Below are 23,467 nucleotides of genomic sequence, written 5' to 3' on the forward strand. Positions count from 1 at the left end.
CACGGCACGCACGGCACATGCCGGCCGCGCTTGCCGAGCCGCTTGCTGCGTCGCCGGACCCACGACGGCCGCACGTCGCCCGCCAGACCTCGTCAGCAAGTCTCCGAGCGATACATCGACAGATTGCGCGCCGTATCGCGCAGCCGTTCGACCACCTCGTCGATCGGCGGCGCCGCATGCGCGTCGATCCGGCGCATGTACGGACAGGTCAGCACGGCGATCGCCTGTCCGGACGGGCCGAGCAGCGGCGCGCTCAGATCGGTCACGCCGTATGCCTGCCGGCTGTCCTGTTGCAGGAAACCGGCCTGCCGGATCGACTCGCACGCACTTGCGAGCTCCGGTTCGTTCAGCGGCGCTTCGCCCTGCACCTTCCGGTGCTCGGCCAGCATGTGCGCGCGCTGCTCGGCGCTCTGGAACGCGAGCATCACGCTGCCCGATGCGGTGTCGGCCAGCCCGACGCGCGAGCCGAGCCGCACCGACACGCCCCACGAGCCCGGCCCGTCGACCTGTGCGATGACGAGCAGGCTGCCGCGGTCGTACACGGACAGATGACACGATTGCTCGGCCGCATCGGCGAAGCGCTGCATCGGCGGCAGCGCCTCCGCGATCAGCCGGTTCATCGGCGGATGACGATGCGCGAGCGCGAACAGCTTCAGGCTCAGCGTGTAGCGGTCGCCGCCCGGCGAGCGCATCACGTAGCGCCGCGCGACGAGGCGTTCGAGCATCCGGTAGATCTCGCTCGCGTTGCGGCCGAGCTCCTTCGTGATCTCGGTCCGCGTGAGGCCTTCCTTTTGTTCGGACAAAAGCTCGAGAATATCGAGCCCCTTGTCGAGCGCGGGCGCGCGATAGCGGTCGAGTGCCCGCAACGATTCCCGTGCGTCGCTACCGGGAACCAGGTCGTTGTTCGTTTGCATTGTGGTGGACATGTCGTTCGAAAGTTGCCGACGATCGGCGGCGACGTACGCGGCAACGCGACCCGCAGGCGCCGACGAACGCGATGAAACAATTCGCGCAAGTCTGACAATAAACCCGCAGTGTGCAATGCAGCGTCTTTTTACCGATCGTTACCTGCCAAGAACGGGTCAGATGGCGTTCTCGATGACACGATTGCAGCGAATAGCCGATATTTGTCGGCCGACACGGCGCGCGCGCCACCTTGGCAGCATGTCCGCGGCGCCGTCGCACCGTGCAACGCGCCCGATGCTGCGCCGCACCGCCCGCGACTTCGCCAATAGTCGGTATCCGTCGTGCGTCATTTCATGCTGCGCGGCCGATGGTACAAAGAGTCGCGGGCCAACGACGGTGCGGGCCGCGCGCGACGTCGGCCGATGTGGAGGCGCGTCGCGACGCGCCTGCCGCGCCGTCGTCGCCGATGCGCAGACCGGTGGCCGCCCGTCCGATGCGCGCCGCTCCGTGCGGCGCCGCGATCGCTGCGCCCGCGCGAGCCTCGCGCGTCGGCCGGCAGGTCGGCCATCGTGCCGCGCATGCCATCGACGATCGACGATCAATCCGGCGAGCCGCTGCGCGCTGCGGTGGCGGCCGGTATCCTGACACATTCGACTACAGAGGTTGAGCACGATGAAACTGCTTCGCTATGGCCCGCCCGGCCAGGAAAAGCCCGGCATTCTCGACGCGGACGGCCGCATCCGCGATCTGTCCGCACATGTGCCGGATCTCGCGGGCGACGTCCTGTCCGACGCGGGTCTCGCGCGACTGCGCGCGCTGGATCCCGCCACGCTGCCGCTGGTATCGGGCGAGCCGCGCATCGGCGCGTGCGTCGGCCGCGTCGGCAAGTTCATCGGCATTGGTCTGAACTATGCGGATCACGCGGCGGAAGCGGGGATGCCGGTGCCGAAGGAGCCGGTCGTGTTCGGCAAGTGGACGAGCTCTATCTGCGGCCCGAACGACGGAATCGACATTCCGAAGGGCTCGGTGAAGACGGACTGGGAAGTGGAGCTCGGCGTCGTGATGGGCGCCCAGTGCAAGGATGTCGACGAAGCGCGCGCGCTCGACTACGTCGCGGGTTATTGCGTGGTCAACGACGTGTCGGAACGCGAATGGCAGATCGAGCGCGGCGGCCAGTGGGACAAGGGGAAGGGCTTCGATACGTTCGGCCCGATCGGCCCCTGGCTCGTCACGCGCGACGAGGTGCCGGACCCGCAGTCGCTCGACCTGTGGCTCGAAGTGGACGGCCACCGCTATCAGAACGGCAACACACGCACGATGGTGTTCACCGTCGCGCAGTTGATCGCGTATCTGTCGAGTTGCATGACGCTGCAGCCCGGCGATGTCATCACGACCGGCACGCCGCCCGGCGTGGGGATGGGCATCAAGCCGGCGCCCGTCTATCTGAAGGCCGGCCAGATGGTCCGGCTTGGCATCGAAGGGCTCGGCGAGCAATTGCAGCTCACGCGCGCCGCGCGCTGAGCGGCACCGGCGGCAGACGGCGCGGCTCAGCACGCGGCGCGCGAAGAGCCGAAAGCACACAGCCCGATACCGGATCGCCCGGTATCGGGCTGTCGTCGTTTACTGGCGCCGGCAGGCGTTCATCGCGCCGCCGGAAGGTCATCACACGATGTTGTCGAGCTCGCAATGCGCTTCGATCCGGTAACCGTCCGGATCGACGACGAATGCCGCGTAATAGCCGGGCCCGTACTGCTCGCGCTTGCCGGGGCCGCCGTTGTCCTGGCCGCCGTGCGCGAGCGCGGCGCGATAGAACGCGTCGACCTCGACCGGCGACGCTGCCTTGAACGAAATGTGCAGGCCCGATTCCGGGTCCGCGACGACCGGGCGCGCCGTACGCGTGAGCCAGAGCGACGGCTCGTCGGCGCCGTATCCGAGCGAGTCGGCGGCGGTGTGCAGCCGCTTGTAGCCGAGCGCGCCGAGCGTGTTGTCGTAGAACGTGCGGCTGCGCTCGATCTGCGCAACGCCGAAGGAAAGGTGATCGATCATCTGGGGCTCCTTGGACTGAAGGGGGACGTCAGTGCAGCAAACCGTTTTTAACCACCATGCCGGTTATGCTAGGAACCGTTTCGACGCTTGTCAACCGGCATGGCGGTTAGTACGATCGCCGACATGAATGCCCGACGCGCCCCTACCGGGCCGGACTGCCTGATTCCGGCACCGGCCGACACTCTGAGCATCGATTTCGCGAACACGTTGTATTGGCGCGGCACCGAGCCGCCGACCGAAACCTTGCGGACGATTGACGACCTGTTCGCGTGGTGTCGCGATCAGGCCGGCGTGCCTGCTTGTGTCGCCGACGCGTGCCGCGCAGGGATCGACGACGGGCCGGCCTGGCTTGCGCATGCGCTCGCGTTGCGCGAGGCGTTGTATCGGTTGTTCCTTGCGCAGGCGGAGCAGCGCGAGCCGCAGGCCGAAGATCTGAAACAGGTAGGTGCGTTTCTCGCGGAAGCGTCGCCGCGCGTCGCGCTGGCGCGCGTGGACGGCCGCTATGCGTGGCGGATCGAGCCGCCGGGCGCGACGCTTGGCGCGCTGCTGAGCCCCGTGCTGTGGTCGGCGACCGACTTGCTCGGCGGCGTACGGCTTGCGAAGGTGAAGCGGTGCGCGAACGACGCGTGCCAATGGCTGTTCGTCGACGACAGCAAGAACGGCAGCCGCCGCTGGTGCTCGATGTCGTCGTGCGGCAATCGCGCGAAGGCGTACCGCCACTATCACAAGGCGGACTGAAGGCCGTCGTGCCGGCGCGCCGGCGCGTCGTAGCGCCGCGGCATCCCGCAACGTGGTGCGACTCGCCGCTATCTCGCCGACAACTTCCGCCAAAGCGTCGTCTTGCTGATGCCGAGCATCGCGCACGCGCGATCGCGGTCGCCGCCGCAGGCGTCGAGCACCGCCCGGATCTCGTCCGCTTCCGCGCGGCGGCGGCGCGCATGCAGCGTCTGTGCGTCCTCGGCGTCGCCGCCGTCGGGCGGCGCGGCGAACAGCTCGGGCGCGATCGTCTGCAGCGCGTCGGGCGCGAGCGCCGCGCAGGGCGCGGCCGCATCGCCTTCGTCGGCCGCTTCGGCGAGCTCCACCGCGATCCGCTCGATCACGTTCTGCAATTCGCGCACGTTGCCGGGCCACCGGTAGCGCGTGAGCGTCGGCTGCACCGCGCGGAGCACGCGCGCCGCATCGTCGGCGTCGCGCAGCCGCTCCGCGAGCCGCGGCTCGCGCCGCGCGGCCTGCACGAGCAGCGTCGCGGCGAGCGCGGGAATGTCGGTCGCGCGTTCGCGCAGCGGCGGCAGGCCGACGTTCAGGATGTTGAGCCGGTAATAGAGATCGGCGCGGAACGTGCCGGCCTCGACGGCCGCGAGCAGCGGCCGGTGCGTCGCGGCGATCACGCGTACGTCGATCCGGATCGGTTCCGTCGAGCCGAGGCGGATCACCTCGCGCTCCTGCAGTACGCGCAGCAGCCGGCTTTGCAGCGACGGCGGCATTTCGCCGATCTCGTCGAGAAACAGCGTGCCGCGATGCGCGGCCTCGAACAGCCCGGTCTTGCCGCCGCGGCGAGCACCCGTAAACGCGCCTTCCTCGTAGCCGAACAGCTCGCTTTCGAGCAGCGCTTCCGGAAACGCGCCGCAATTGACCGCGACGAACGGGTAGCTGCGCCGCGCGGAGAGCGCATGCAGGCTCTGCGCGATCATTTCCTTGCCGGTGCCGCTTTCGCCGAGCACGAGCACGGTCGCGTCGGATTTGGCGTAGCGGCGCACGAGCTCGCGCACGCGCGTCATCGGCGCGGACGCGCCGACGACGTCGTCGAGCGAATAGCGCGCGGCGAACTGCTGCGTGTTCGGCTGCGAGCGCAGCGCGCGATCGAGCCGCTCGACCGCGCGCGATTCCTGGAACGTCAGCACGCTGCCGGACGTGACGCCGCGATCGACGAGCGGCCCGCGATGCACGACGTAGCGGACGCCGCGCACGGTCGCGAGCGCCTCGCCGTCCTCGCCGCGCAGCGTGCGCAGCTCCGGCCGCAGATCGACGAGTGCGCGCCCGACCGCGGCCGACGGCTCGACGCCGAGCGCCGACGCGAGCCGTTCGTTGATGGCCTCGACGCGGCCCTGCGCGTCGAGCGCGACGACGCCGTCGCGCAGATGCTGGAGCAGCGTGTCGAGCCGCTGGCGGCGAAACGCTTCGGCATGCGTCGCGTACGCGACTTCGAGCGCCGTTTCGACGGCCTTGCGCACCGATGCGTGCGAATACAGGAACACCGCGCCCATCCCGGCGCTCGCCGCGAGATCGGTGACGAGGCCGGGCCCGACGATCGTTTCGATGCCGCGATCGCGCAGATCGTGCACGCACGCTTCGGCTTCCTGTGCGGTCTGATATGACGCAAACTGCACGTCCAGACCGTACGCGGCGACGAAGCGGCGCACTTCGGGCGGCGTGTCGCCGGCGCTGACGAGCGCGATGCGCGTCGCATCGCGCCGCGCGCGCGCGAGCGCCTGCATCACGTCGAAGCCGGTCGGCGACACGACGACGACGGGCACCTGCGCGCGCGTCTTCAGGAAGCCGCCGTTCGAGCCGGCCGCGACGATCACGTCGGGCCGGGCGGTGCCGGCCTCGGCGATGGCGCCGAGCGCATCCTCGTACGCGCGCGTGACGATGCGCACGTCCGCGCGTTCGTCGAATTCGCCGGCGATTTCGCGAAACAGGTCGCGCAGCCGGCTGATGCCCATCGCCCAGATGCGCGGGCGCACCGTGCGGTCGGCCGCGCCGGCGGGCTTGATCGGAGAGAGGTCCATGGCCGCCGATTATGCGCGCCGGATTTCATTTTTGGAATACGAGATTTCCGAATTGAAATGAAACGGGCCGCCGGCTGCGGCGCCGTTCGCTTAAGAATCAGCGGGTTAGCGCGGCGAAGCGACGCTGGCCCGGTCCTTGCTGTCTATGGGCATTCCTTCAGGAGGCCGTTCATGAGCAACACGCATCTTCAGAGCGCCGGCGCGAAGTTCCGCGCGGCAGTCGCGGCCGAGCAGCCGCTGCAGGTGGTCGGCGCGATCACCGCGTACGCGGCCAAGATGGCGCAGGCCGTCGGCTTCAAGGCTGTCTATCTGTCGGGTGGCGGCGTCGCCGCGAACTCGCTCGGCATTCCCGATCTCGGCATCAGCACGATGGAAGACGTGCTGATCGACGCGAACCGGATCACCAACGCGACCGACCTGCCGCTGCTCGTCGACATCGACACCGGCTGGGGCGGCGCCTTCAACATCGCGCGCACGATCCGCTCGTTCATCAACGCGGGCGTCGCGGCCGTGCATATCGAGGACCAGGTCGGCCAGAAGCGCTGCGGCCACCGTCCGGGCAAGGAGTGCGTGCCGACCGACGAGATGGTCGACCGCATCAAGGCCGCCGTCGACGCGCGTACCGACGACCAGTTCGTGATCATGGCGCGCACCGACGCGGCTGCGGCCGAAGGCATCGATTCGGCGATCGAACGCGCGGTCGCCTACGTCGAAGCCGGCGCCGACATGATTTTCCCCGAGGCGATGAAGACGCTCGACGACTACCGCCGCTTCAAGGCCGCGGTGAAGGTGCCGATCCTCGCGAACCTGACGGAATTCGGCTCGACGCCGCTGTTCACGGTCGACGAACTGCGCGAGGCGAACGTCGACATCGCGCTCTACTGCTGCGGCGCGTATCGCGCGATGAACAAGGCTGCGCTGAATTTCTACGAGACGGTGCGCCGCGACGGCACGCAGAAGGCGGCCGTGCCGACGATGCAGACGCGCGCCGAGCTGTACGACTTCCTCGGCTATCACGAATACGAACGCAAGCTCGACGAGCTGTTTGCGCAGGGCAAGAAGTAAGCGGCCCGCGTGGCGACGACGAATCTGCCTATCTGGATACAGGAGAACGGAAACATGAGCGAGACGAAAGACGCAGCAGCACCGGCCGCCGCAGGCGCATTCAAGCCGAAGAAGTCGGTCGCGCTGTCGGGCGTGACGGCCGGCAACACGGCGCTGTGCACGGTCGGCAAGACCGGCAACGACCTGCACTACCGTGGCTACGACATTCTCGACGTCGCGGAATCGTGCGAGTTCGAGGAGATCGCGCACCTGCTCGTGCACGAGACGCTGCCGAACCTGACCGAACTCGCCGCCTACAAGGCGAAGCTGCGCGCGCTGCGCGGACTGCCGAACGCGCTGAAGGCGGTCCTCGAGCAAATCCCGGCGTCCGCGCATCCGATGGACGTGATGCGCACCGGCGTGTCGGTGCTCGGCACCGTGCTGCCGGAGAAGGACGACCACAACCTGCCGGGCGCGCGCGATATCGCGGATCGCCTGATGGCCTCGCTCGGCTCGATGCTGCTGTACTGGTATCACTTCTCGCACAACGGCAAGCGGATCGAAACGGAAACCGACGACGATTCGATCGGCGGCCACTTCCTGCACCTGCTGCACGGCAAGACGCCGTCGAAGTCGTGGGTCGACGCGATGCACACGTCGCTGATCCTGTACGCGGAGCACGAGTTCAACGCGTCGACGTTCACGGGCCGCGTGATCGCGGGCACGGGCTCCGACATGTACTCGGCGATCACCGGCGCGATCGGCGCGCTGCGCGGGCCGAAGCACGGCGGCGCGAACGAGGTCGCGTATGAAATCCAGAGCCGCTACCGCTCGCCGGACGAGGCGGAAGCCGACATCCGCCGCCGCGTCGAGAACAAGGAAGTCGTGATCGGCTTCGGTCACCCGGTCTACACGATCTCCGATCCGCGCAACAAGGTGATCAAGGGCGTCGCGCACAAGCTGTCGAAGGAAGCGGGCGACCTGAAGCTGTACGACATCGCCGAGCGCCTCGAATCGGTGATGTGGGACGCGAAGAAGATGTTCCCGAACCTCGACTGGTTCAGCGCGGTGTCGTACCACATGATGGGCGTGCCGACCGCGATGTTCACGCCGCTGTTCGTGATCTCGCGTACGTCCGGCTGGGCCGCGCACATCATCGAGCAGCGCGTCGACAACAAGATCATCCGCCCGAGCGCGAACTACACGGGCCCGGACGATCTGCAGTTCGTGCCGATCGAGAAGCGCTGAAATACCGGCCGCGCGCGCCGGCACCCGTTCCGCGGGCGGCCGGTGCGCGCCGCACGCCCCACTTCGATTTCCCCCACATGATGAATACCGCCTACCGCAAACCCCTGCCCGGCACGTCGCTGGACTACTTCGACACGCGCGCCGCGGTCGAGGCGATCGCGCCCGGCGCCTACGACACGCTGCCGTACACGTCGCGCGTGCTCGCCGAGAACCTCGTGCGCCGCTGCGATCCGGCGATGCTCGCCGATTCGCTGAAGCAGATCGTCGAGCGCAAGCGCGAGCGCGATTTTCCGTGGTTCCCGGCGCGCGTCGTGTGTCACGACATCCTCGGCCAGACCGCGCTCGTCGACCTCGCCGGCCTGCGCGACGCAATCGCGGAGCGCGGCGGCGATCCGGCCAAGGTGAACCCGGTCGTGCCCGTGCAACTGATCGTCGATCACTCGCTCGCGGTCGAATGCGGCGGCTTCGATCCGGATGCGTTCGCGAAAAACCGCGCGATCGAGGATCGCCGCAACGAGGATCGCTTCCACTTCATCGAGTGGACGAAGAAGGCGTTCGAGAACGTCGACGTGATTCCGCCGGGCAACGGCATCATGCATCAGATCAACCTGGAGAAGATGTCGCCGGTGATCCAGGTGCAGGACGGCGTCGCCTATCCGGACACCTGTGTCGGCACCGACAGCCACACGCCGCACGTCGATGCGCTCGGCGTGATCGCGATCGGCGTCGGCGGGCTGGAGGCGGAGAACGTGATGCTCGGCCGCGCATCGTGGATGCGGCTGCCCGACATCGTCGGCGTCGAGCTGACCGGCAAGCGCCAGCCCGGCATCACCGCGACCGACATCGTGCTCGCGCTGACCGAATTCCTGCGCAAGGAGAAGGTGGTCGGCGCGTATCTGGAATTCCGCGGCGAAGGCGCGGCGAGCCTGACGCTCGGCGATCGCGCGACGATCTCGAACATGGCGCCCGAATACGGCGCGACGGCCGCGATGTTCTTCATCGACGGCCAGACGCTCGATTATCTGCGTCTGACCGGCCGCAGCGACGAACAGGTGAAGCTCGTCGAGACCTACGCGAAGGAAGCGGGCCTGTGGGCCGACACGCTGCAGCACGCGCAATACGAGCGCACGCTGACGTTCGATCTGTCGAGCGTCGTGCGTAACATGGCCGGCCCGTCGAATCCGCACAAGCGGCTGCCGACCTCCGACCTCGCCGCGCGCGGGATCGCCGGCCAGTGGGAAGAGAAGCCGGGCGAGATGCCCGACGGCGCCGTGATCATCGCCGCGATCACGAGCTGCACGAACACCAGCAACCCGCGCAACGTGATCGCGGCGGGCCTGCTCGCGCGCAACGCGAACGCGCGCGGCCTCGTGCGCAAGCCGTGGGTGAAGAGCTCGCTCGCGCCGGGCTCGAAGGCCGTCGAGCTGTACCTGAAGGAAGCGAACCTGCTGCCCGAGCTCGAGAAACTCGGCTTCGGCATCGTCGCGTTCGCGTGCACGACCTGCAACGGGATGTCCGGTGCGCTCGATCCGAAGATCCAGCAGGAAATCGTCGAGCGCGACCTCTACGCGACGGCCGTGCTGTCCGGCAACCGCAACTTCGACGGGCGCATCCATCCGTATGCGAAGCAGGCGTTCCTCGCCTCGCCGCCGCTCGTCGTCGCATATGCGATCGCCGGCACGATCCGCTTCGACATCGAGCAGGACGTGCTCGGCCACGACCGGGACGGCAAGCCCGTCACGCTGAAGGACATCTGGCCGACCGACGAGGAAATCGATGCGATCGTCGCGTCGAGCGTGAAGCCCGAGCAGTTCCGCACCGTCTACGAGCCGATGTTCGCGCGCGCGGCCGACGCGGGCGAGCGCGCGGCGCCGCTCTACGACTGGCGGCCGCAGAGTACCTACATCCGCCGCCCGCCGTACTGGGAAGGCGCGCTGGCCGGCGAGCGCACGCTGCGCGGCATGCGCCCGCTCGCGGTGCTTGGCGACAACATCACGACCGATCACCTGTCGCCGTCGAACGCGATCCTGCCGGACAGCGCGGCCGGCGAATACCTCGCGAAGATGGGCCTGCCGGAAGAGGACTTCAACTCGTACGCGACGCACCGCGGCGATCACCTGACCGCACAGCGCGCGACGTTCGCGAACCCGACGCTTGTCAACGAGATGGCCGTGGTCGACGGCGCGGTGAAGAAGGGCTCGCTCGCGCGCGTCGAGCCGGACGGCAAGGTGATGCGGATGTGGGAGGCGATCGAGACGTACATGAATCGCAAGCAGCCGCTGATCGTCGTCGCGGGCGCCGACTACGGCCAGGGTTCGTCGCGCGACTGGGCGGCCAAGGGCGTGCGGCTCGCGGGTGTCGAGGCGATCGTCGCCGAGGGCTTCGAGCGGATCCACCGGACGAACCTGATCGGGATGGGCGTGCTGCCGCTCGAGTTCAAGCCGGGCACGAACCGCAAGACGCTCGGCATCGACGGCACCGAGACGTTCGACGTGATCGGCGAGCGCACGCCGCGCGCGGATCTGACGCTCGTGATCCATCGCCGCAACGGCGAGCGCGTCGACGTGCCGGTCACGTGCCGGCTCGATACGGCCGAGGAAGTGTCGATCTACGAGGCGGGCGGCGTGCTGCAGCGCTTCGCGCAGGACTTCCTCGAATCGTCGCAGGCCGCGGCCTGATCCGACCACACTGGAGCAACGCAACATGGCGCACATTCCTCAAATCCGGATTCCCGCGACCTACATGCGCGGCGGCACCAGCAAGGGCGTGTTCTTCCGGCTGCAGGATCTGCCGGATGCCGCGCAGGCGCCCGGTGCCGCGCGCGACGCGCTGCTGCTGCGCGTGATCGGCAGCCCCGATCCGTACGGCAAGCAGATCGACGGGATGGGCGGCGCGACGTCGTCGACGAGCAAGACGGTGATCGTCTCGAAGAGCACGCGGCCCGGCCACGACGTCGATTACCTGTTCGGGCAGGTCGCGATCGATCGCGCGTTCGTCGACTGGACCGGCAACTGCGGGAATCTGTCCGCGGCGGTCGGCCCGTTCGCGATCGCGGGCGGGCTCGTCGATCCGGCGCGCGTGCCGCGCGACGGCATCGCGACCGTGCGGATCTGGCAGGCGAACATCGGCAAGACGATCGTCGCGCACGTGCCGATCACGAACGGCGCGGTGCAGGAAACGGGCGATTTCGAGCTGGACGGCGTGACGTTCCCGGCCGCCGAAGTACAGCTCGAGTTCATGGATCCGGCTGCCGACGAAGAGGGCGCGGGCGGCGCGATGTTCCCGACCGGCAACCTCGTCGACGATCTGACGGTGCCGGGCGTCGGCACGCTGAAGGCGACGATGATCAACGCGGGGATTCCGACGATCTTCGTCGACGCTGAAGCGATCGGCTACAAGGGCACCGAGCTGCAGGACGCGATCAACGGCGACGCGAAGGCGCTCGAGAAGTTCGAGACGATCCGCGCGCATGGCGCGCTGCGCATGGGGCTCATTGACACGCTCGACGAGATCGCGACGCGGCAGCATACGCCGAAGATCGCGTTCGTCGCCAAGCCGGCCGACTATGTCGCGTCGAGCGGCAAGCGCGTGAACGCGGGCGACGTCGACCTGCTGGTGCGCGCGATGTCGATGGGCAAGCTGCATCACGCGATGATGGGCACGGCGGCCGTCGCGATCGGCACGGCCGCGGCGATTCCCGGCACGCTCGTCAATCTCGCGGCCGGCGGCGGCGAGCGCAACGCGGTGCGCTTCGGGCATCCGTCCGGCACGCTGCGCGTCGGTGCGGAGGCGAAGTTCGAGAACGGCGAATGGACGGTCACGAAGGCGATCATGAGCCGCAGTGCGCGCGTGCTGATGGAAGGGTGGGTGCGCGTGCCGGGCGACGCGTTCTGAGGCGACCGGCCATCGATTCGATCCCCGTGAAGCGGAGTCGCTGCGCGGGGATTTTTTGTTTGAGCGGCGTGCGAGCGCGAATGTCGATCGACCGCGACGCACGGGTTCGGCGCAGACGCGAAAAGCGCTCGTACCGACCGGCCGCGAAGACGGGAGAACAGCATGTCGCTTGACGCACCGCTTTCCGGCGTCCACGTCGTCGAATTCGAAGGCCTCGGCCCCGGCCCGCTCGCCGGATGGATGCTCGCCGGCATGGGCGCGCGCATCACGCTGGTCGCGCGTCCTGCCGGGCGCTCGAGTGCGCCCGACGCCTTGCGCAGCCGCGACGGCGATCTGCTGCGCGAAGGCAAGACGATCGTCGAACTCGATCTGAAGTCCGCCGCCGGCCGCGAGGCCGCACTGGACCTCGTCGCGCACGCCGATGCACTGATCGAAGGGCTGCGCCCCGGCGCGATGGAGCGCGTCGGCCTCGGCCCCGACGCCTGCGCGCGCCGCAATCCGAAGCTCGTCTACGCGCGGATGACCGGCTGGGGCCAGCACGGCCCGCTCGCGTCGGCCGCCGGACACGATCTGAACTATGTCGCGCTGACAGGGATGCTGTCGCTGTCAGCGCCTCGCGACGGCCGGCCGGGCCTGCCGCCGACCGTCGTCGGCGATGCGGGCGGCGCGCTCGGCCTCGCGTTCGGCATCGCCTGCGCGCTGTTCGACGTGCGCGCGGGCGGGCCCGGCCGTGTCGTCGACGGCGCGATCGTCGACATCGTGTCGATGCTCGGCACGCTGGCGCTATGGGCGCGTGCGAGCGGCCAGCTCGACGGCGCGCAGCCGAGCCTGTTTCACGACGCGCCGTTCTACGACGTGTATCGCTGCGCCGACGGCGAATGCGTGACGATCGGCGCGCTCGAACCGCCGTTCTATGCGCTGCTGATCGAACGGCTCGGGCTGGCCGACGTCGATCCCGCGTCGCAGTACGATCGCACGCGCTGGCCCGCGCTGAAGGCGCGTTTCGCCGAGGTGTTCGCGCAGCATCCGTCTGCGCATTGGCGCAAGCTGCTCGAAGGAACGGACGCGTGCTTCGCGCCGGTGCTGAGCGTGGCCGACGCGGCCGACCATCCGCACAACGTCGCGCGCGGCGTTTATCGCACCGACCGCGACGGCAATCTGCGCGCGCGTGTGGCGCCGCGGTTCATGCCGTTGAACGACGATTCGGCGTGAAGCGAAGCGCGATCCGGCGTGACGGCGAGACGGCGTGACGCGCCGTGCCGACGAGCCCGCCGCCGCATGCCGCGCCGCACGAAAGCCGACGCGCGGCCCGCACCGCGCTTACGCGGTTTCCTGCGGCGCGCCCGGATTCTTGCCGTCGCCGACGCGATTGATCGTGCCTTGCGCGATCGCGACGAGCCGTTCGTGGTCGCCGTCGATGACGAACACGTGACACTGGCACGTCGCCTGGTGCCGCCCCGCATAGACGAGCTTCGCGCGCGCGACCAGCGTGCCGTTCACGGCCGGCCGCAGATAGTTGATCTTGTATTCGCCGGTGACGACGCGCGGGCCCAGCGCGAGCGCGCCCGCAAACGTGAGCGCGTTGTCGGCGAGATAGCTGATGACGCCGCCGTGCACGAAACCGTGCTGCTGCCGCAGTTCGTCGCGCACGGCGAGACACAGCGACACTTCGTTGTCGCCGATATGCATCAGCTCCGTGCCGAGCAGCATGCTGAACGGTTGCGCGCGCAATGCGCCGCGCGCGTGGTCCACGATGTCGGTCATCGACTTTCCTCGCAATGTGTGGCCGCTTGCGCTGAACTCTAGGAAGGGGGCTGCCGATAAGCAAGGAAATTCGTCCGCGTTTCTTGCGATCGGCGGCGCGATGCGACGCGATTATTGCGTCGAATGCGGTGGGGCGCATCGTCCGAGGGCGATTCCATCGGAATGACTGAAAGGTAGCTAAAGTCGGCCGAAGAATTGCCGCTAATGCCGGGGCATTGCTCCATCGTCCGCTCTCCAGGAATTCTCCATGTTCGGAAAAATCAAGCTCGCGTCGGGTCTGCTCGGCGTGTTGACCGTGTTCTGCGTCTTTCTGTTCGCGATCGAAGCGCTCGGCTTCTGGGCGCTCGCGTCGACGCGCAGCGGCGTCGACGATTTGTCGAACGTCGCGATCGCGCAGGTCGATTCCGCCAATCAGGCGACGGAACGGCTGCTCGACGCGCGCGTGAACCTCTCGCGCGCCGGCACGCGGATGGTGCGCGGCGGCCCGAAGCCCGACGACATCATTCGCCATGCCAGCGACTCGCTCGTCGAGGCCGACAAGGCGTTTGCCGTGCTGACGTCCGCGCAGCCCGTCGACGACGCGAACCGCGCGCGCGTCGCGGCGCTCGTCGAGCGTTATCGCGCGCTGCGCGGCGCGCTCGGGGAACTCGTGCAGTTTCTCGACGCCGACAATATCCAGGCCTTCCTCGATCAGCCGACGCAGCGCTTCCAGGACGCGTACGTCGCCGAACTGCGCCGTTTCGCCGACTACGGCGCCGCGTCGAGCCGCAGCGCACTCGACACGATCGACGGCGGCATGCAGTGGTTCAAGTGGGTCGGCATCGTGCTGCTGATCGCGATGCTCGCGACCAGCGCGGCGATCTACGCGGCCGCGCGACGTGCGGTCGTCGCGCCGCTCGACGAGGCGGGCCGGCACTTCGAGCGGATCGCGCAGGGCCGCCTCGACGAAGCGGTGCGCGCGCGCGGCGTGTTCGAAATCGACCGGATGCTGCGCGGCCTCGCGGCGATGCAGGCCAGCATCGCCGATACCGTGCGCACGGTGCGGCAGGCGTCCGACGCGATTCACGTCGGCGCGGGCGAAATCGCGGGGGGCAACGCGGACTTGTCCGCGCGTACCGGCACGCAGGCCGCGTCGCTCGAGGAAACCGCGGCGAGCATGGAAGAACTGACCGCGACGGTCCGGCAGAACACCGACAGCGCGCGGGCCGCGAGCGCGCTGGCCGACGCGGCGCTCGAAGCGACGAGCCACGGCGGCGGCGTGGTCGACAGCGTGATCGAGCGCATGCGCGGCATCGCGCAAAGTTCGGGCCGGATCGCGGAGATCATTTCGGTGATCGACGGCATCGCGTTCCAGACCAACATCCTCGCGCTCAATGCGGCGGTCGAGGCGGCGCGCGCCGGCGAGCAGGGCCGCGGGTTCGCGGTCGTCGCCGGCGAAGTGCGCTCGCTCGCGCAGCGCAGCGCGCAGTCCGCGAAGGAGATCAAGGCGCTGATCGAGGAATCGGTCGCGCAGATCAACGGCGGCGCGGAACTCGTCGAACGCGCGGGCGACGCGATGCGCACCGTGTCGGAGTCGATCACGCGCGTCGTGCAGACGATGTCCGAGATCACGGCCGCGTCGGTCGAGCAGACGTCCGGCATCGAGCAGGTGAATCAGGCCGTCACGCAGATGGATCAGCTGACGCAGCAGAACGCTGCGCTCGTCGAGGAAGTCGCCGCGGCTGCGGCGTCGCTGAACGAACAGACCGCGCAGCTGATGCGCGCGGTGTCGGTCTTCGAGCTCGGCGACGCGCGCGGGGCGTATGCGCCGCGTGTCGCGACGTCGGCCGCCGAGCCGCGTTACGCGCCGGTCGGCAGCGCCGCGTAAGCGGTCGCGAGGTGGTACGGCGTCGTCGACGGCATGTCGGCGCGCGACACCTGGCCGTCGGCCGTCTTGCATTCGAACCAGCCGCGCGGATGCAGGAAGCGCGCGGCGAAGCGCGCGATCTGCGTCGCGAGCGGCGCGGACGCCGGCGTGCCGCCGTGCGTTGCCAACGCGCGCAGGTATTCGGTCTGCGCCCAGATCCGCTGCGTGCCGTCGATGCAGGTGCCTTGTGCGTCGAGCGCCGCGCAGACGCCGCCCGTCTGCGGATCGACGCCGTGTCGTTCCGCGAACGCGAACGCGCGCGTGAGCGCGTCGGGGAGCGTCGTTTGCGCGAGCCGTGCGCCGGCCGCATCGACCAGATAAAACCATTCGAACTGATGGCCGGGCTCGAAACGGTTGTCGGCCGCGCCGAGCGGCAGTTCGGCGATGCAGCCGGTCGCCGGATCGACGAACGTGCGTTCGACGGCCGCTGCGGTGCGTGCCAGCGCATCGTCGAATGCGGTATCGCCGAATGCGTCGGCGGCCGCGAGCCATGCTTCGGTCAGATGCATCAGCGGATTCTGCAGCGCGCCGCTGCCCGACGACGAGAAGTCGGCCGCGCGCGCGGCATCGAGCCGCGCGTCGCCCGGCTGCGGCGCAAAGCGGTCCTGAATCAGCGCGGCCGTCTCCTCGGCAACCGTGCGCGCGTCGCTGTCGCCCGATGCCGCATACCATGCGGCGCACGCGAAGACGACGAATGCGTGCGTGTACAGATCCTTCGTCGTGTCGAGCGGTGCGCCGTGCGCATCGACGCTGTAGAACCAGCCGCCGTGCTGCGCGTCGCGGAAGCGGCTGCGCAGCGTGTCGAACAGCACGGCCGCGTGCGCGGCATCGCCGGCCTGCGCGAACACGAACAGCTGCCGCGCACAGGCCATCGCGCGATAGCGCGTGACGGGCAGCGGCGCATGCGTGGCCGGATCGACGGCCTCGAACGGCAAACGTAATGTATGGTCGAACCCTGAACCTCGCCAGATCGGCAAGACGACGTGCGCGAAGTGGTGGCGCAATTGGGCGGCCTGGGCGGATGCGGAGTCGGAAACGGACATGGCGGGGTTGTGCGCTGGGATCGATTCGTGTCGGCGCGGCCCGAATCGGCGCGACCGGGCCCAAGGATAAAACATTCCGCGCGGCCGGCACCATAAAAAGGAGATAAATACGATGCTAGGCAACCTTGAACTCGTGATGCGGCTCGTGCTTGCCGCGGCGCTCGGCAGCGTGATCGGCTTCGAGCGCGAACGGCTGTCGTGGGCGGCGGGGCTGCGTACGCACATGCTGGTGTGCGTCGGCTCGGCGCTGATCATGATCGTGTCGGCGTTCGGCTTCGCGGACGTGCTCGGCCGCGAACATGTCGAGCTCGATCCGTCGCGGATGGCCGCGCAGGTCGTGTCGGGGATCGGCTTTCTCGGCGCGGGGTCGATCCTGCTGCGCGGCGAGATCGTGCGCGGGCTGACGACGGCCGCGAGCCTGTGGTCGGTCGCGGCGGTGGGGCTCGCGGTCGGCGGCGGGCTGTACGTTGGGGCGATTGCCGCGACGATCATCATCCTGATCATTCTGGCCGGCCTCAAGCCGCTCGAGCGGCGCTACTTCACGGTGCGGCAGCGGCGCCAGCTCGCGTTGACGGTGCTGGGCGGCACGCTGACCTTCGATTCGCTGCATGCGGCGCTGGGCCCCGATAGCGCGCGCGTGAAGCAGTTCATCGTGCAGCGCGCGGACGAAACCGGCGAACACGACGACGTGCGCATTGCGCTGGCGCGCGTATCGGATCTGGAATTTCGCGCGATTTGCGACAAGCTGCGCGCGCTGCCGGGGGTGACGCGCTTCGACGACGGGCAGGGCGCGTCGGGCGATGAATAAGTGACAGGTCGTGCGACAATGGCCGGCCACCGATTCCGTTCGACATGCGGGTCCGCGCCGCGCGGGCCTCGCTATCCGATTGCCATGACCGAATCCGTTACCACGCCGCGCTCTCGTTCCCGTTCCGACCGTTCTTCGACACGCGCGCGTCAGCGTTCGGCTGCGGCCGCGCCCAGCGTATCGGCGGCTGCCGCGCAGCCGGAGCGCGCGGCAGCCGCCGATGCGGCGCGGGACGAACGCACGCTCGACCTGTTTGGCGATCCAGTGTTCGCGCGGGACGACGATGTGTCGGCTGCGGGTCCGTCGAGTCGCGACGACGATGCACGCGCGAGTGCGCCAACGGCGGAACGCGGCAACGGCTCCGAAGGCGACAGCGCGCGGCAAGCGACGCTCGACGGATTCGAGGCCGAAGCGGCGGTCGCTTCGGTCGCGGGAGCGGACGAGATGACTGCGCCGACGACCGCAGCTCTGCACGAGGAAGACCGCGATGGCATGACGGCAGACGTGCAGAAGAACGCCGTGCATTCCAGCGATGGTGTTGCTGCGAATGAAACGGTCGCAAAAACGACCGAACCGATACCGGCCGCTGAGGCGGGCGCAAACGACGCCGCGGCGAATCGCGATGTCGACGCGCCGGCGGCACACGCTAGTACGCGCGTGCTGGACGACGTTGCCGCATCAGACGTCGCCGCGACGCGCGTGCCCGAGGCCGCCGTGCGCAACGACGAAGGCGCGCCTAACGCCGATAACGCCACCCCCGCCGGCGACACGCACGAATTGGCGCAACGCAATCGGGCATCAGTGGTAGACGATGTGCCGGTTGCCGAAGCAATCGCAGAAGCAGGCGTCGCGGCAGCGTCAGCCGCTGCCGACGCCAATCCATCCACGCAGCGCGCCGAAATCGCGGCCGACGCGACGCGCGCCACGCCCGCCGCTCGCCGCCGCTCCGAGCCATCCGCACCGAAGGCCCGCCGCGCGGCTTCGGCATCGGCGCGGCGCGCGACCGACGATGTACCCGGGGAGCCAGTGACGACGGTCGCCGCGACGGCGCCGGCCGACCCACAGTCGGCATCGGACACGCGTTCAAGCGCCGAGCGACCCGCGGACGGTTCCGCGACACCAGCGTCCGCAGCGACCTTCGTGACCAAACCGTCAATCGACACGTCGCCCACGGCGCCCGATACGCGCGGCCTCGTCTCATCCGACCGGCTCGCCGCGTTGCAGGCCGACGTGACGCGGCTGACACATTCGGCCGATCGCGAAAAGCGCCGCGTGAATCGCCTGCTGCTCGCGCTGGCGATCGTCGTGCTGGCGACGCTCGTCGCGCTGATCATGCAAACGCGCCAGATCGCACACCTGAAACAGGACGCGGCCGCGCAGCAACTGCGGATCGACCGGCTGGCGGCCGATTTGTCGACACAACAGGCGAGCGTGATGACGCTGCAGGAGCATCACGAAGCGCTGCTGTCGCAGGTGGATCGACTTCAGCGCGCGGTGTCGCGTGACACCGCTGCGAAACGCGTTCGCCGCGCGCGCTAACGCCTCCGACCCTACCTCGAGAGCCGCGCCACGCAACGAATCGGCCGCGGCGACGCGTGCACACCGCGATACAAAGGTGCGGCAAACTGCTGCGCGCGCTGGCAGAGTCTAGGGAAAACCCTTAGAATACGAAACATCTAAGGGAAAACCCTAGCCTATCTGTCAGGAGTTTCACATGAGCTTCATCTTCGCGCTGCTGCAAAAGATCGACGATCTGTTCGTTTCGCCGCACCTCCCGCTCGACGCGGAATATTCGTACGTGGCCCGTCGTGCGGAAGCCGATCGTGTGCGCCGCTCGCACGCGCCGCTGTGCCTGTACCGTCGCTAATCGACTGATGCATTGATTCGCGCGGCGCTTGCCGCGTCTGCATGCCGCTGCCGTGCGCTGCGCCGGCGCGATGCGCCCGCTACACTGGGAGTTCGATTCCTCACACGGACGAACGCGCGATGCTGCAGATGCGGCCGATGACGGCCGGCGAATTCCGCGCCTACCGCGCGCGTGCGATCGAAGGCTACGCGCGCGATCTCGTTGCCTCCGGCCAGAACCCGACCGACGACGCAGCGCCGCGTGCGCAGCGCTGCTTCGATACGTTGCTGCCGGACGGCCTGTCGACCCCCGGCCAGACGCTCGTCTCGCTCGTCGATTCGACGAGCGGCGAGACGGTCGGCGACCTCTGGTATGCGATCGTGACGGAAGGGCCGCATCGCACGCTGTTCATCTACGACCTCGATATCGTGCCGTCGCGGCGCCGCCAAGGCTGGGCGACGCGCGTGCTCGAGGCGCTCGAGGCCGAGGCGCGCCGCTATGGCGTGACCGAAATCGGGCTCTCGGTGTTCAATCACAACGTCGCGGCGCGCGCGCTCTATCGCGCGTGCGGCTTCGTGCCGATCACGACGACGCTGATCAAGCCGGTCGTGTCGAGCTAGTCGCGGCGATTCGGGCATGCACTTCGCGGTCCGATACGCTGCGCTCGATTGCGCGTGCGGGCGCCCGCTCGTGCGCGGCCATCCCTCGCCGCATCACCGCGCGCGTCCTTTCCATCTCCTCAGCAGCAACGCGTTCGTCACGACGCTGACGCTCGAGAACGCCATCGCCGCGCCCGCAATCACGGGATTCAGCCAGCCGAGCGCCGCGAGCGGCACGCCGATCAGGTTGTACACGAAGGCCCAGAACAGGTTCTGCTGAATCTTCCGGTACGTCCGTTTCGAGATGTCGATCGCGTCGGCGACGAGCGCCGGGTCGCCGCGCATCAGCGTGATGCCGGCCGTATGCATCGCGACGTCGGTGCCGGTCGCCATGGCGATCCCGACGTCCGCTGCGGCCAGCGCGGGCGCATCGTTGATTCCGTCGCCGACCATCGCGACCACGCCGCCGTGCTCGCGCTTGAGCGACGCGACGACGCGCGCCTTGTCGTCCGGCAGCACCTGCGCATGCACTTCGCCGATGCCGAGCGCCGCAGCCACGGCCGCCGCGCTGCCGCGATTGTCGCCGGTGACGAGCACGCTCGCGACGTGCCGGTCGGCGAGCGCGGCAATCGCGTCGCGCGCGCCGGGCTTCACGGTATCGCCGAACGCGATCAGCGCGATCGCGGCGCGCGGCGCATCGGCGTGCATCAACCACGAAATCGTGTTGCCCGCGCGCTCGAGCTCGGCCGCGCGCGCGTCGAGCGCGGGCGGCACGACGATGCCGAGCTCGTCGCGCCAGCGCGTGCTGCCGAGCGCGAGCAGTCGGCCGTCGACACGCGCTTCGACGCCGCGTCCGGCCACCGCACGTGCGTCCGTCGCGACGGGCGCGGCCTGTGCGTTGCGCTGCGCGTCATACGCGGCGACGACTGCGCGCGCGAGCGGATGGTCGCTGTGTCGCTGCACGGCCGCCGCGAGCGCAAGCGCGTCGTCGCGCGGCAGGTCGACCGCGTCGAAAGCCGTGACGGAGGGCTTGCCCTCGGTCAGCGTGCCGGTCTTGTCGAATGCGATCACGGTCGCGCGCTGCGCGAGTTCGAGCGCCTGCGCGTCCTTGATCAGCACGCCGTGCCGCGCGGCGACACCGGTGCCGGCCATGATCGCGGCGGGCGTCGCGAGGCCGAGCGCGCACGGGCACGCGATGACGAGCACGGCAACGGCGTTGAGGATCGCGGTTTCCGCGCCGGCGCCGGCGAGCAGCCAGCCGACGAGTGTCAGCACCGCGATGCCGAGGATCGCCGGCACGAACACGGCACTGACGCGATCGACGAGGCGCTGGATCGGCGCCTTTTCCGCCTGCGCGGATTCGACGAGGCGGATGATGTGCGCGAGCGTCGTTTCCGCGCCGATCGCGGTCGTCTCGACGACGAGCGCGCCTTCGCCGTTGATCGAGCCGGCCGTGACGGCGTCGCCGTCGTCCTTCGGAACGGGCAGGCTTTCGCCCGTGATCAGCGATTCGTCGACATGCGAGCGGCCCGACACGACGCGCCCGTCGACGGGCAGGCGCTCGCCCGGCCGCACGCTGACGATCGTGCCGACGCGCACCTGCGCGAGCGGCACGTCGCGCTCGACACCGTTGTCGACGATGCGCGCGCGGTCGGGCCGCAGCGCGTTGAGGGCGCGGATGGCATCGGTCGTCTGACGCTTCGCGCGCGCTTCGAGCCACTTGCCGAAACGCACGAGCGTGACGATGACGGCGGACGCCTCGAAGTACAGATGGCCCGGATGCGCCGGGTCGCGCAGCAGCATCCACAGGCTGAGGCCATACGCAGCCGACGTGCCGAGCGCGACCAGCAGGTCCATGTTGCCGGCGCGCGCCTTCACCGCATGCCATGCGGCGCGGTAGAAGCGCGCGCCGAAGCCGAATTGGACGATCGATGCGAGGACGAGCTGCAGCCAGCCGGGCAGCATCGCGTCGATGCCGAGCGGCGCGGCGAGCATCGGCGCGACGAGCGGCGCGCTCAGCACGGCCGACGCGATCACGAGATTGCGCTCGCGCAGTGCTTCCTGACGCTTGCGCGCGTCGCGGTCGGGTGCGGCGGGGATGGACGAAGCGGCGGCCTTCGCGCCGGCTGAGGGTGCGGCTGCAAGCGTCGCGCGGTAGCCGGCGTTCGTGACCGCCGCGATCAGCGCGTCGGCGTCGAGCGGGCCGGCGGCCCGGACCGACGCGCGTTCGGTCGCGAGATTGACCGACGCGTGCGTGACGCCCGGCACTTTCTCCAGCGCCTTTTCGACGCGCGATACGCAGGACGCGCAGGTCATGCCGCCGATGTCGAGGTCGATGCTGTGCGTGGCTTCGCGCTCCGCGGAGGTCGAGCGTGCGGGCGACGGAGCCGATTCGACGGGCGTCGCACGATAGCCGGCCTGTTCGACCGCTTCGGCGAGCCGCGCGGCGGAAACGTCGGCGGACGCTTCGACGGTCGCGCGTTCGGTTGCGAGGTTGACCGACGCATGCGTGACGCCTGGCACCTTCGCCAACGCCTTTTCGACACGCGATACGCAGGATGCGCAGGTCATTCCATCGATGTCGAGTTCGACGCTGTGCGCAGCTTTATGGTCGATCCGTTGGGATGTCACGGCCGCCGGAGCCGATTCGATGAGCGTCGCGCGATAGCCTGCCTGTTCGACCGCCTCGACGAGCCGCGCGGCGGAAACGTCGGCGGACGCTTCGACGGTCGCGCGTTCGGTTGCGAGGTTGACTGTTGCCCGCGTGACGCCTGGCACCTTCGCCAACGCCTTTTCGACGCGTGATACACAGGACGCGCAGGTCATCCCGTCAATGTCGAGTTCGACGCTGTGCGCAGCTTTATGGTCGATCGGTTGGGATGTCACGGCCGCCGGAGCCGATTCGATAAGCGTCGCACGATAGCCCGCCTGTTCGACCGCTTTGGCGAGCCGCGCGGCGGAAACGTCGGCGGACGCTTCGACGGTCGCGCGTTCGGTTGCGAGGTCGACCGACGCATGCGTGACGCCTGGCACCTTCGCCAACGCCTTTTCGACACGCGATACGCAGGACGCACACGTCATCCCGTCAATGTCGAGCAAGACCGTCGCCGCCGCCCCGGGTCGCGCATCTTGCTTCGCCTGCGCCGCCATCGCATCGCTTCCCGCGACGGCGTCGCGCACGGTCGCGCGATAACCCGCGGCGCCGACCGCATCGACGAGCCGCGCCGGCTCCACAGTCTCGCGAGCGGTAATCGTGGCTGCCTGCCGTTCCAGGTCGACCGTCGCGTCGACGACGCCCGGCACGCCGGCCAGTGCGCGCTGCACCCGTCCGGTGCAGCCGCCGCAGTGCATGCCGTCGACACCCAGTTCGATCGTATGCAGCGACGCGGATGCGAGTGATTCAGTCATTCGGATTCCCCCAAGGCGCGGTTCGTCGCGCGATTGGTTCCCAGTATCAACTTTCCCATGATGGGAAGGTCAAGCATAGGCGACGACGCGTTGCCTCACGGGGCAACCGCGGGCCAACCGCGGGGGCACGCGCCGGGCCAGCGCACCCGGCTCGCCCGGAATCGAC

The 23,467-nt window shown here is 69.0% G+C and carries 18 protein-coding genes; 12 read left to right on the forward strand and 6 right to left on the reverse strand.

Going from position 1 to position 23,467, the window contains the following annotated elements:
• Positions 1 to 92: 92 nt before the first annotated feature.
• Positions 93 to 914, reverse strand: a complete 822-nt coding sequence (locus BCR55_RS21840) for an IclR family transcriptional regulator (protein ID WP_053298128.1) — start codon at positions 912 to 914, stop codon at positions 93 to 95.
• A gap of 664 nt (positions 915 to 1,578) precedes the next feature.
• Here BCR55_RS21840 and BCR55_RS21845 point away from each other — a divergent pair.
• Positions 1,579 to 2,427, forward strand: coding sequence for an ureidoglycolate lyase (locus tag BCR55_RS21845; RefSeq protein WP_006407903.1), 849 nt, complete (start codon positions 1,579 to 1,581; stop codon positions 2,425 to 2,427).
• 141 nt (positions 2,428 to 2,568) lie between these two features.
• Here the strand turns inward: BCR55_RS21845 and BCR55_RS21850 are convergent, their stop codons facing one another.
• Positions 2,569 to 2,952, reverse strand: a complete 384-nt coding sequence (locus BCR55_RS21850) for a VOC family protein (protein ID WP_006407904.1) — start codon at positions 2,950 to 2,952, stop codon at positions 2,569 to 2,571.
• 99 nt (positions 2,953 to 3,051) lie between these two features.
• On the opposite strand from BCR55_RS21850, the gene BCR55_RS21855 reads away from it, so the two are divergent.
• Complete coding sequence (locus BCR55_RS21855) at positions 3,052 to 3,690, forward strand: ABATE domain-containing protein (RefSeq protein ID WP_053298129.1); 639 nt, start codon at positions 3,052 to 3,054, stop codon at positions 3,688 to 3,690.
• A gap of 68 nt (positions 3,691 to 3,758) precedes the next feature.
• Here the strand turns inward: BCR55_RS21855 and prpR are convergent, their stop codons facing one another.
• The gene (prpR, locus tag BCR55_RS21860; RefSeq protein WP_053298130.1) at positions 3,759 to 5,741 is read right to left on the reverse strand and encodes a propionate catabolism operon regulatory protein PrpR; all 1,983 of its coding nucleotides are present in this window, start codon (positions 5,739 to 5,741) and stop codon (positions 3,759 to 3,761) included.
• Positions 5,742 to 5,912: 171 nt separating this feature from the next.
• On the opposite strand from prpR, the gene prpB reads away from it, so the two are divergent.
• From prpB to BCR55_RS21885, 5 genes are all read left to right on the forward strand, one after another.
• Complete coding sequence (gene prpB / locus BCR55_RS21865) at positions 5,913 to 6,806, forward strand: methylisocitrate lyase (RefSeq protein ID WP_006397396.1); 894 nt, start codon at positions 5,913 to 5,915, stop codon at positions 6,804 to 6,806.
• A 54-nt stretch (positions 6,807 to 6,860) separates the two neighbouring features.
• Entirely contained in the window at positions 6,861 to 8,033 is a 1,173-nt protein-coding gene (gene prpC, locus BCR55_RS21870; protein ID WP_006397395.1) for a 2-methylcitrate synthase, read from the forward strand.
• Positions 8,034 to 8,113: 80 nt separating this feature from the next.
• Positions 8,114 to 10,711, forward strand: a complete 2,598-nt coding sequence (gene acnD / locus BCR55_RS21875) for a Fe/S-dependent 2-methylisocitrate dehydratase AcnD (RefSeq protein ID WP_088928026.1) — start codon at positions 8,114 to 8,116, stop codon at positions 10,709 to 10,711.
• 25 nt (positions 10,712 to 10,736) lie between these two features.
• Positions 10,737 to 11,927 (forward strand): 2-methylaconitate cis-trans isomerase PrpF, encoded by a 1,191-nt coding sequence (prpF, locus tag BCR55_RS21880; protein WP_006407909.1) that lies wholly within the window; start codon positions 10,737 to 10,739, stop codon positions 11,925 to 11,927.
• Positions 11,928 to 12,089: 162 nt separating this feature from the next.
• Entirely contained in the window at positions 12,090 to 13,139 is a 1,050-nt protein-coding gene (locus tag BCR55_RS21885) for a CaiB/BaiF CoA-transferase family protein (RefSeq protein WP_053298131.1), read from the forward strand.
• Positions 13,140 to 13,247: 108 nt separating this feature from the next.
• On the opposite strand, the gene BCR55_RS21890 is transcribed toward BCR55_RS21885, so the two are convergent.
• Positions 13,248 to 13,691 (reverse strand): PaaI family thioesterase, encoded by a 444-nt coding sequence (locus BCR55_RS21890; RefSeq protein ID WP_006397391.1) that lies wholly within the window; start codon positions 13,689 to 13,691, stop codon positions 13,248 to 13,250.
• 247 nt (positions 13,692 to 13,938) lie between these two features.
• On the opposite strand from BCR55_RS21890, the gene BCR55_RS21895 reads away from it, so the two are divergent.
• Positions 13,939 to 15,558: a methyl-accepting chemotaxis protein gene (locus tag BCR55_RS21895; protein WP_053298132.1), complete on the forward strand. Its 1,620-nt coding sequence runs from the start codon at positions 13,939 to 13,941 to the stop codon at positions 15,556 to 15,558.
• On the opposite strand, the gene BCR55_RS21900 is transcribed toward BCR55_RS21895, so the two are convergent.
• Complete coding sequence (locus tag BCR55_RS21900; protein ID WP_053298133.1) at positions 15,531 to 16,640, reverse strand: AGE family epimerase/isomerase; 1,110 nt, start codon at positions 16,638 to 16,640, stop codon at positions 15,531 to 15,533. The genes BCR55_RS21895 and BCR55_RS21900 overlap by 28 nt on opposite strands.
• 112 nt (positions 16,641 to 16,752) lie before the next feature.
• Here BCR55_RS21900 and BCR55_RS21905 point away from each other — a divergent pair, with 112 nt between their 5' ends.
• From BCR55_RS21905 to BCR55_RS21915, 4 genes are all read left to right on the forward strand, one after another.
• Complete coding sequence (locus BCR55_RS21905) at positions 16,753 to 17,448, forward strand: MgtC/SapB family protein (RefSeq protein ID WP_006407913.1); 696 nt, start codon at positions 16,753 to 16,755, stop codon at positions 17,446 to 17,448.
• Positions 17,449 to 17,532: 84 nt separating this feature from the next.
• Positions 17,533 to 18,987, forward strand: coding sequence for a hypothetical protein (locus BCR55_RS21910; RefSeq protein ID WP_053298134.1), 1,455 nt, complete (start codon positions 17,533 to 17,535; stop codon positions 18,985 to 18,987).
• Between the two features lie 175 nt (positions 18,988 to 19,162).
• On the forward strand, positions 19,163 to 19,315 hold the full coding sequence (locus tag BCR55_RS33145; RefSeq protein WP_006397347.1) for a hypothetical protein: 153 nt from the start codon (positions 19,163 to 19,165) through the stop codon (positions 19,313 to 19,315).
• 119 nt (positions 19,316 to 19,434) lie between these two features.
• Positions 19,435 to 19,914 carry a GNAT family N-acetyltransferase gene (locus BCR55_RS21915; protein WP_006407915.1) on the forward strand — a complete coding sequence of 160 codons (480 nt, stop codon included), beginning with the start codon at positions 19,435 to 19,437 and terminating at the stop codon, positions 19,912 to 19,914.
• Positions 19,915 to 20,007: 93 nt separating this feature from the next.
• Here BCR55_RS21915 and BCR55_RS21920 read toward each other — a convergent pair whose 3' ends face one another.
• Positions 20,008 to 23,301: a heavy metal translocating P-type ATPase gene (locus BCR55_RS21920; protein WP_083211871.1), complete on the reverse strand. Its 3,294-nt coding sequence runs from the start codon at positions 23,299 to 23,301 to the stop codon at positions 20,008 to 20,010.
• Positions 23,302 to 23,467: the final 166 nt, after the last annotated feature.

Source organism: Burkholderia sp. CCA53, assembly GCF_001685525.1.
In the GTDB taxonomy this organism is placed as follows: Bacteria; Pseudomonadota; Gammaproteobacteria; order Burkholderiales; family Burkholderiaceae; genus Burkholderia; species Burkholderia multivorans.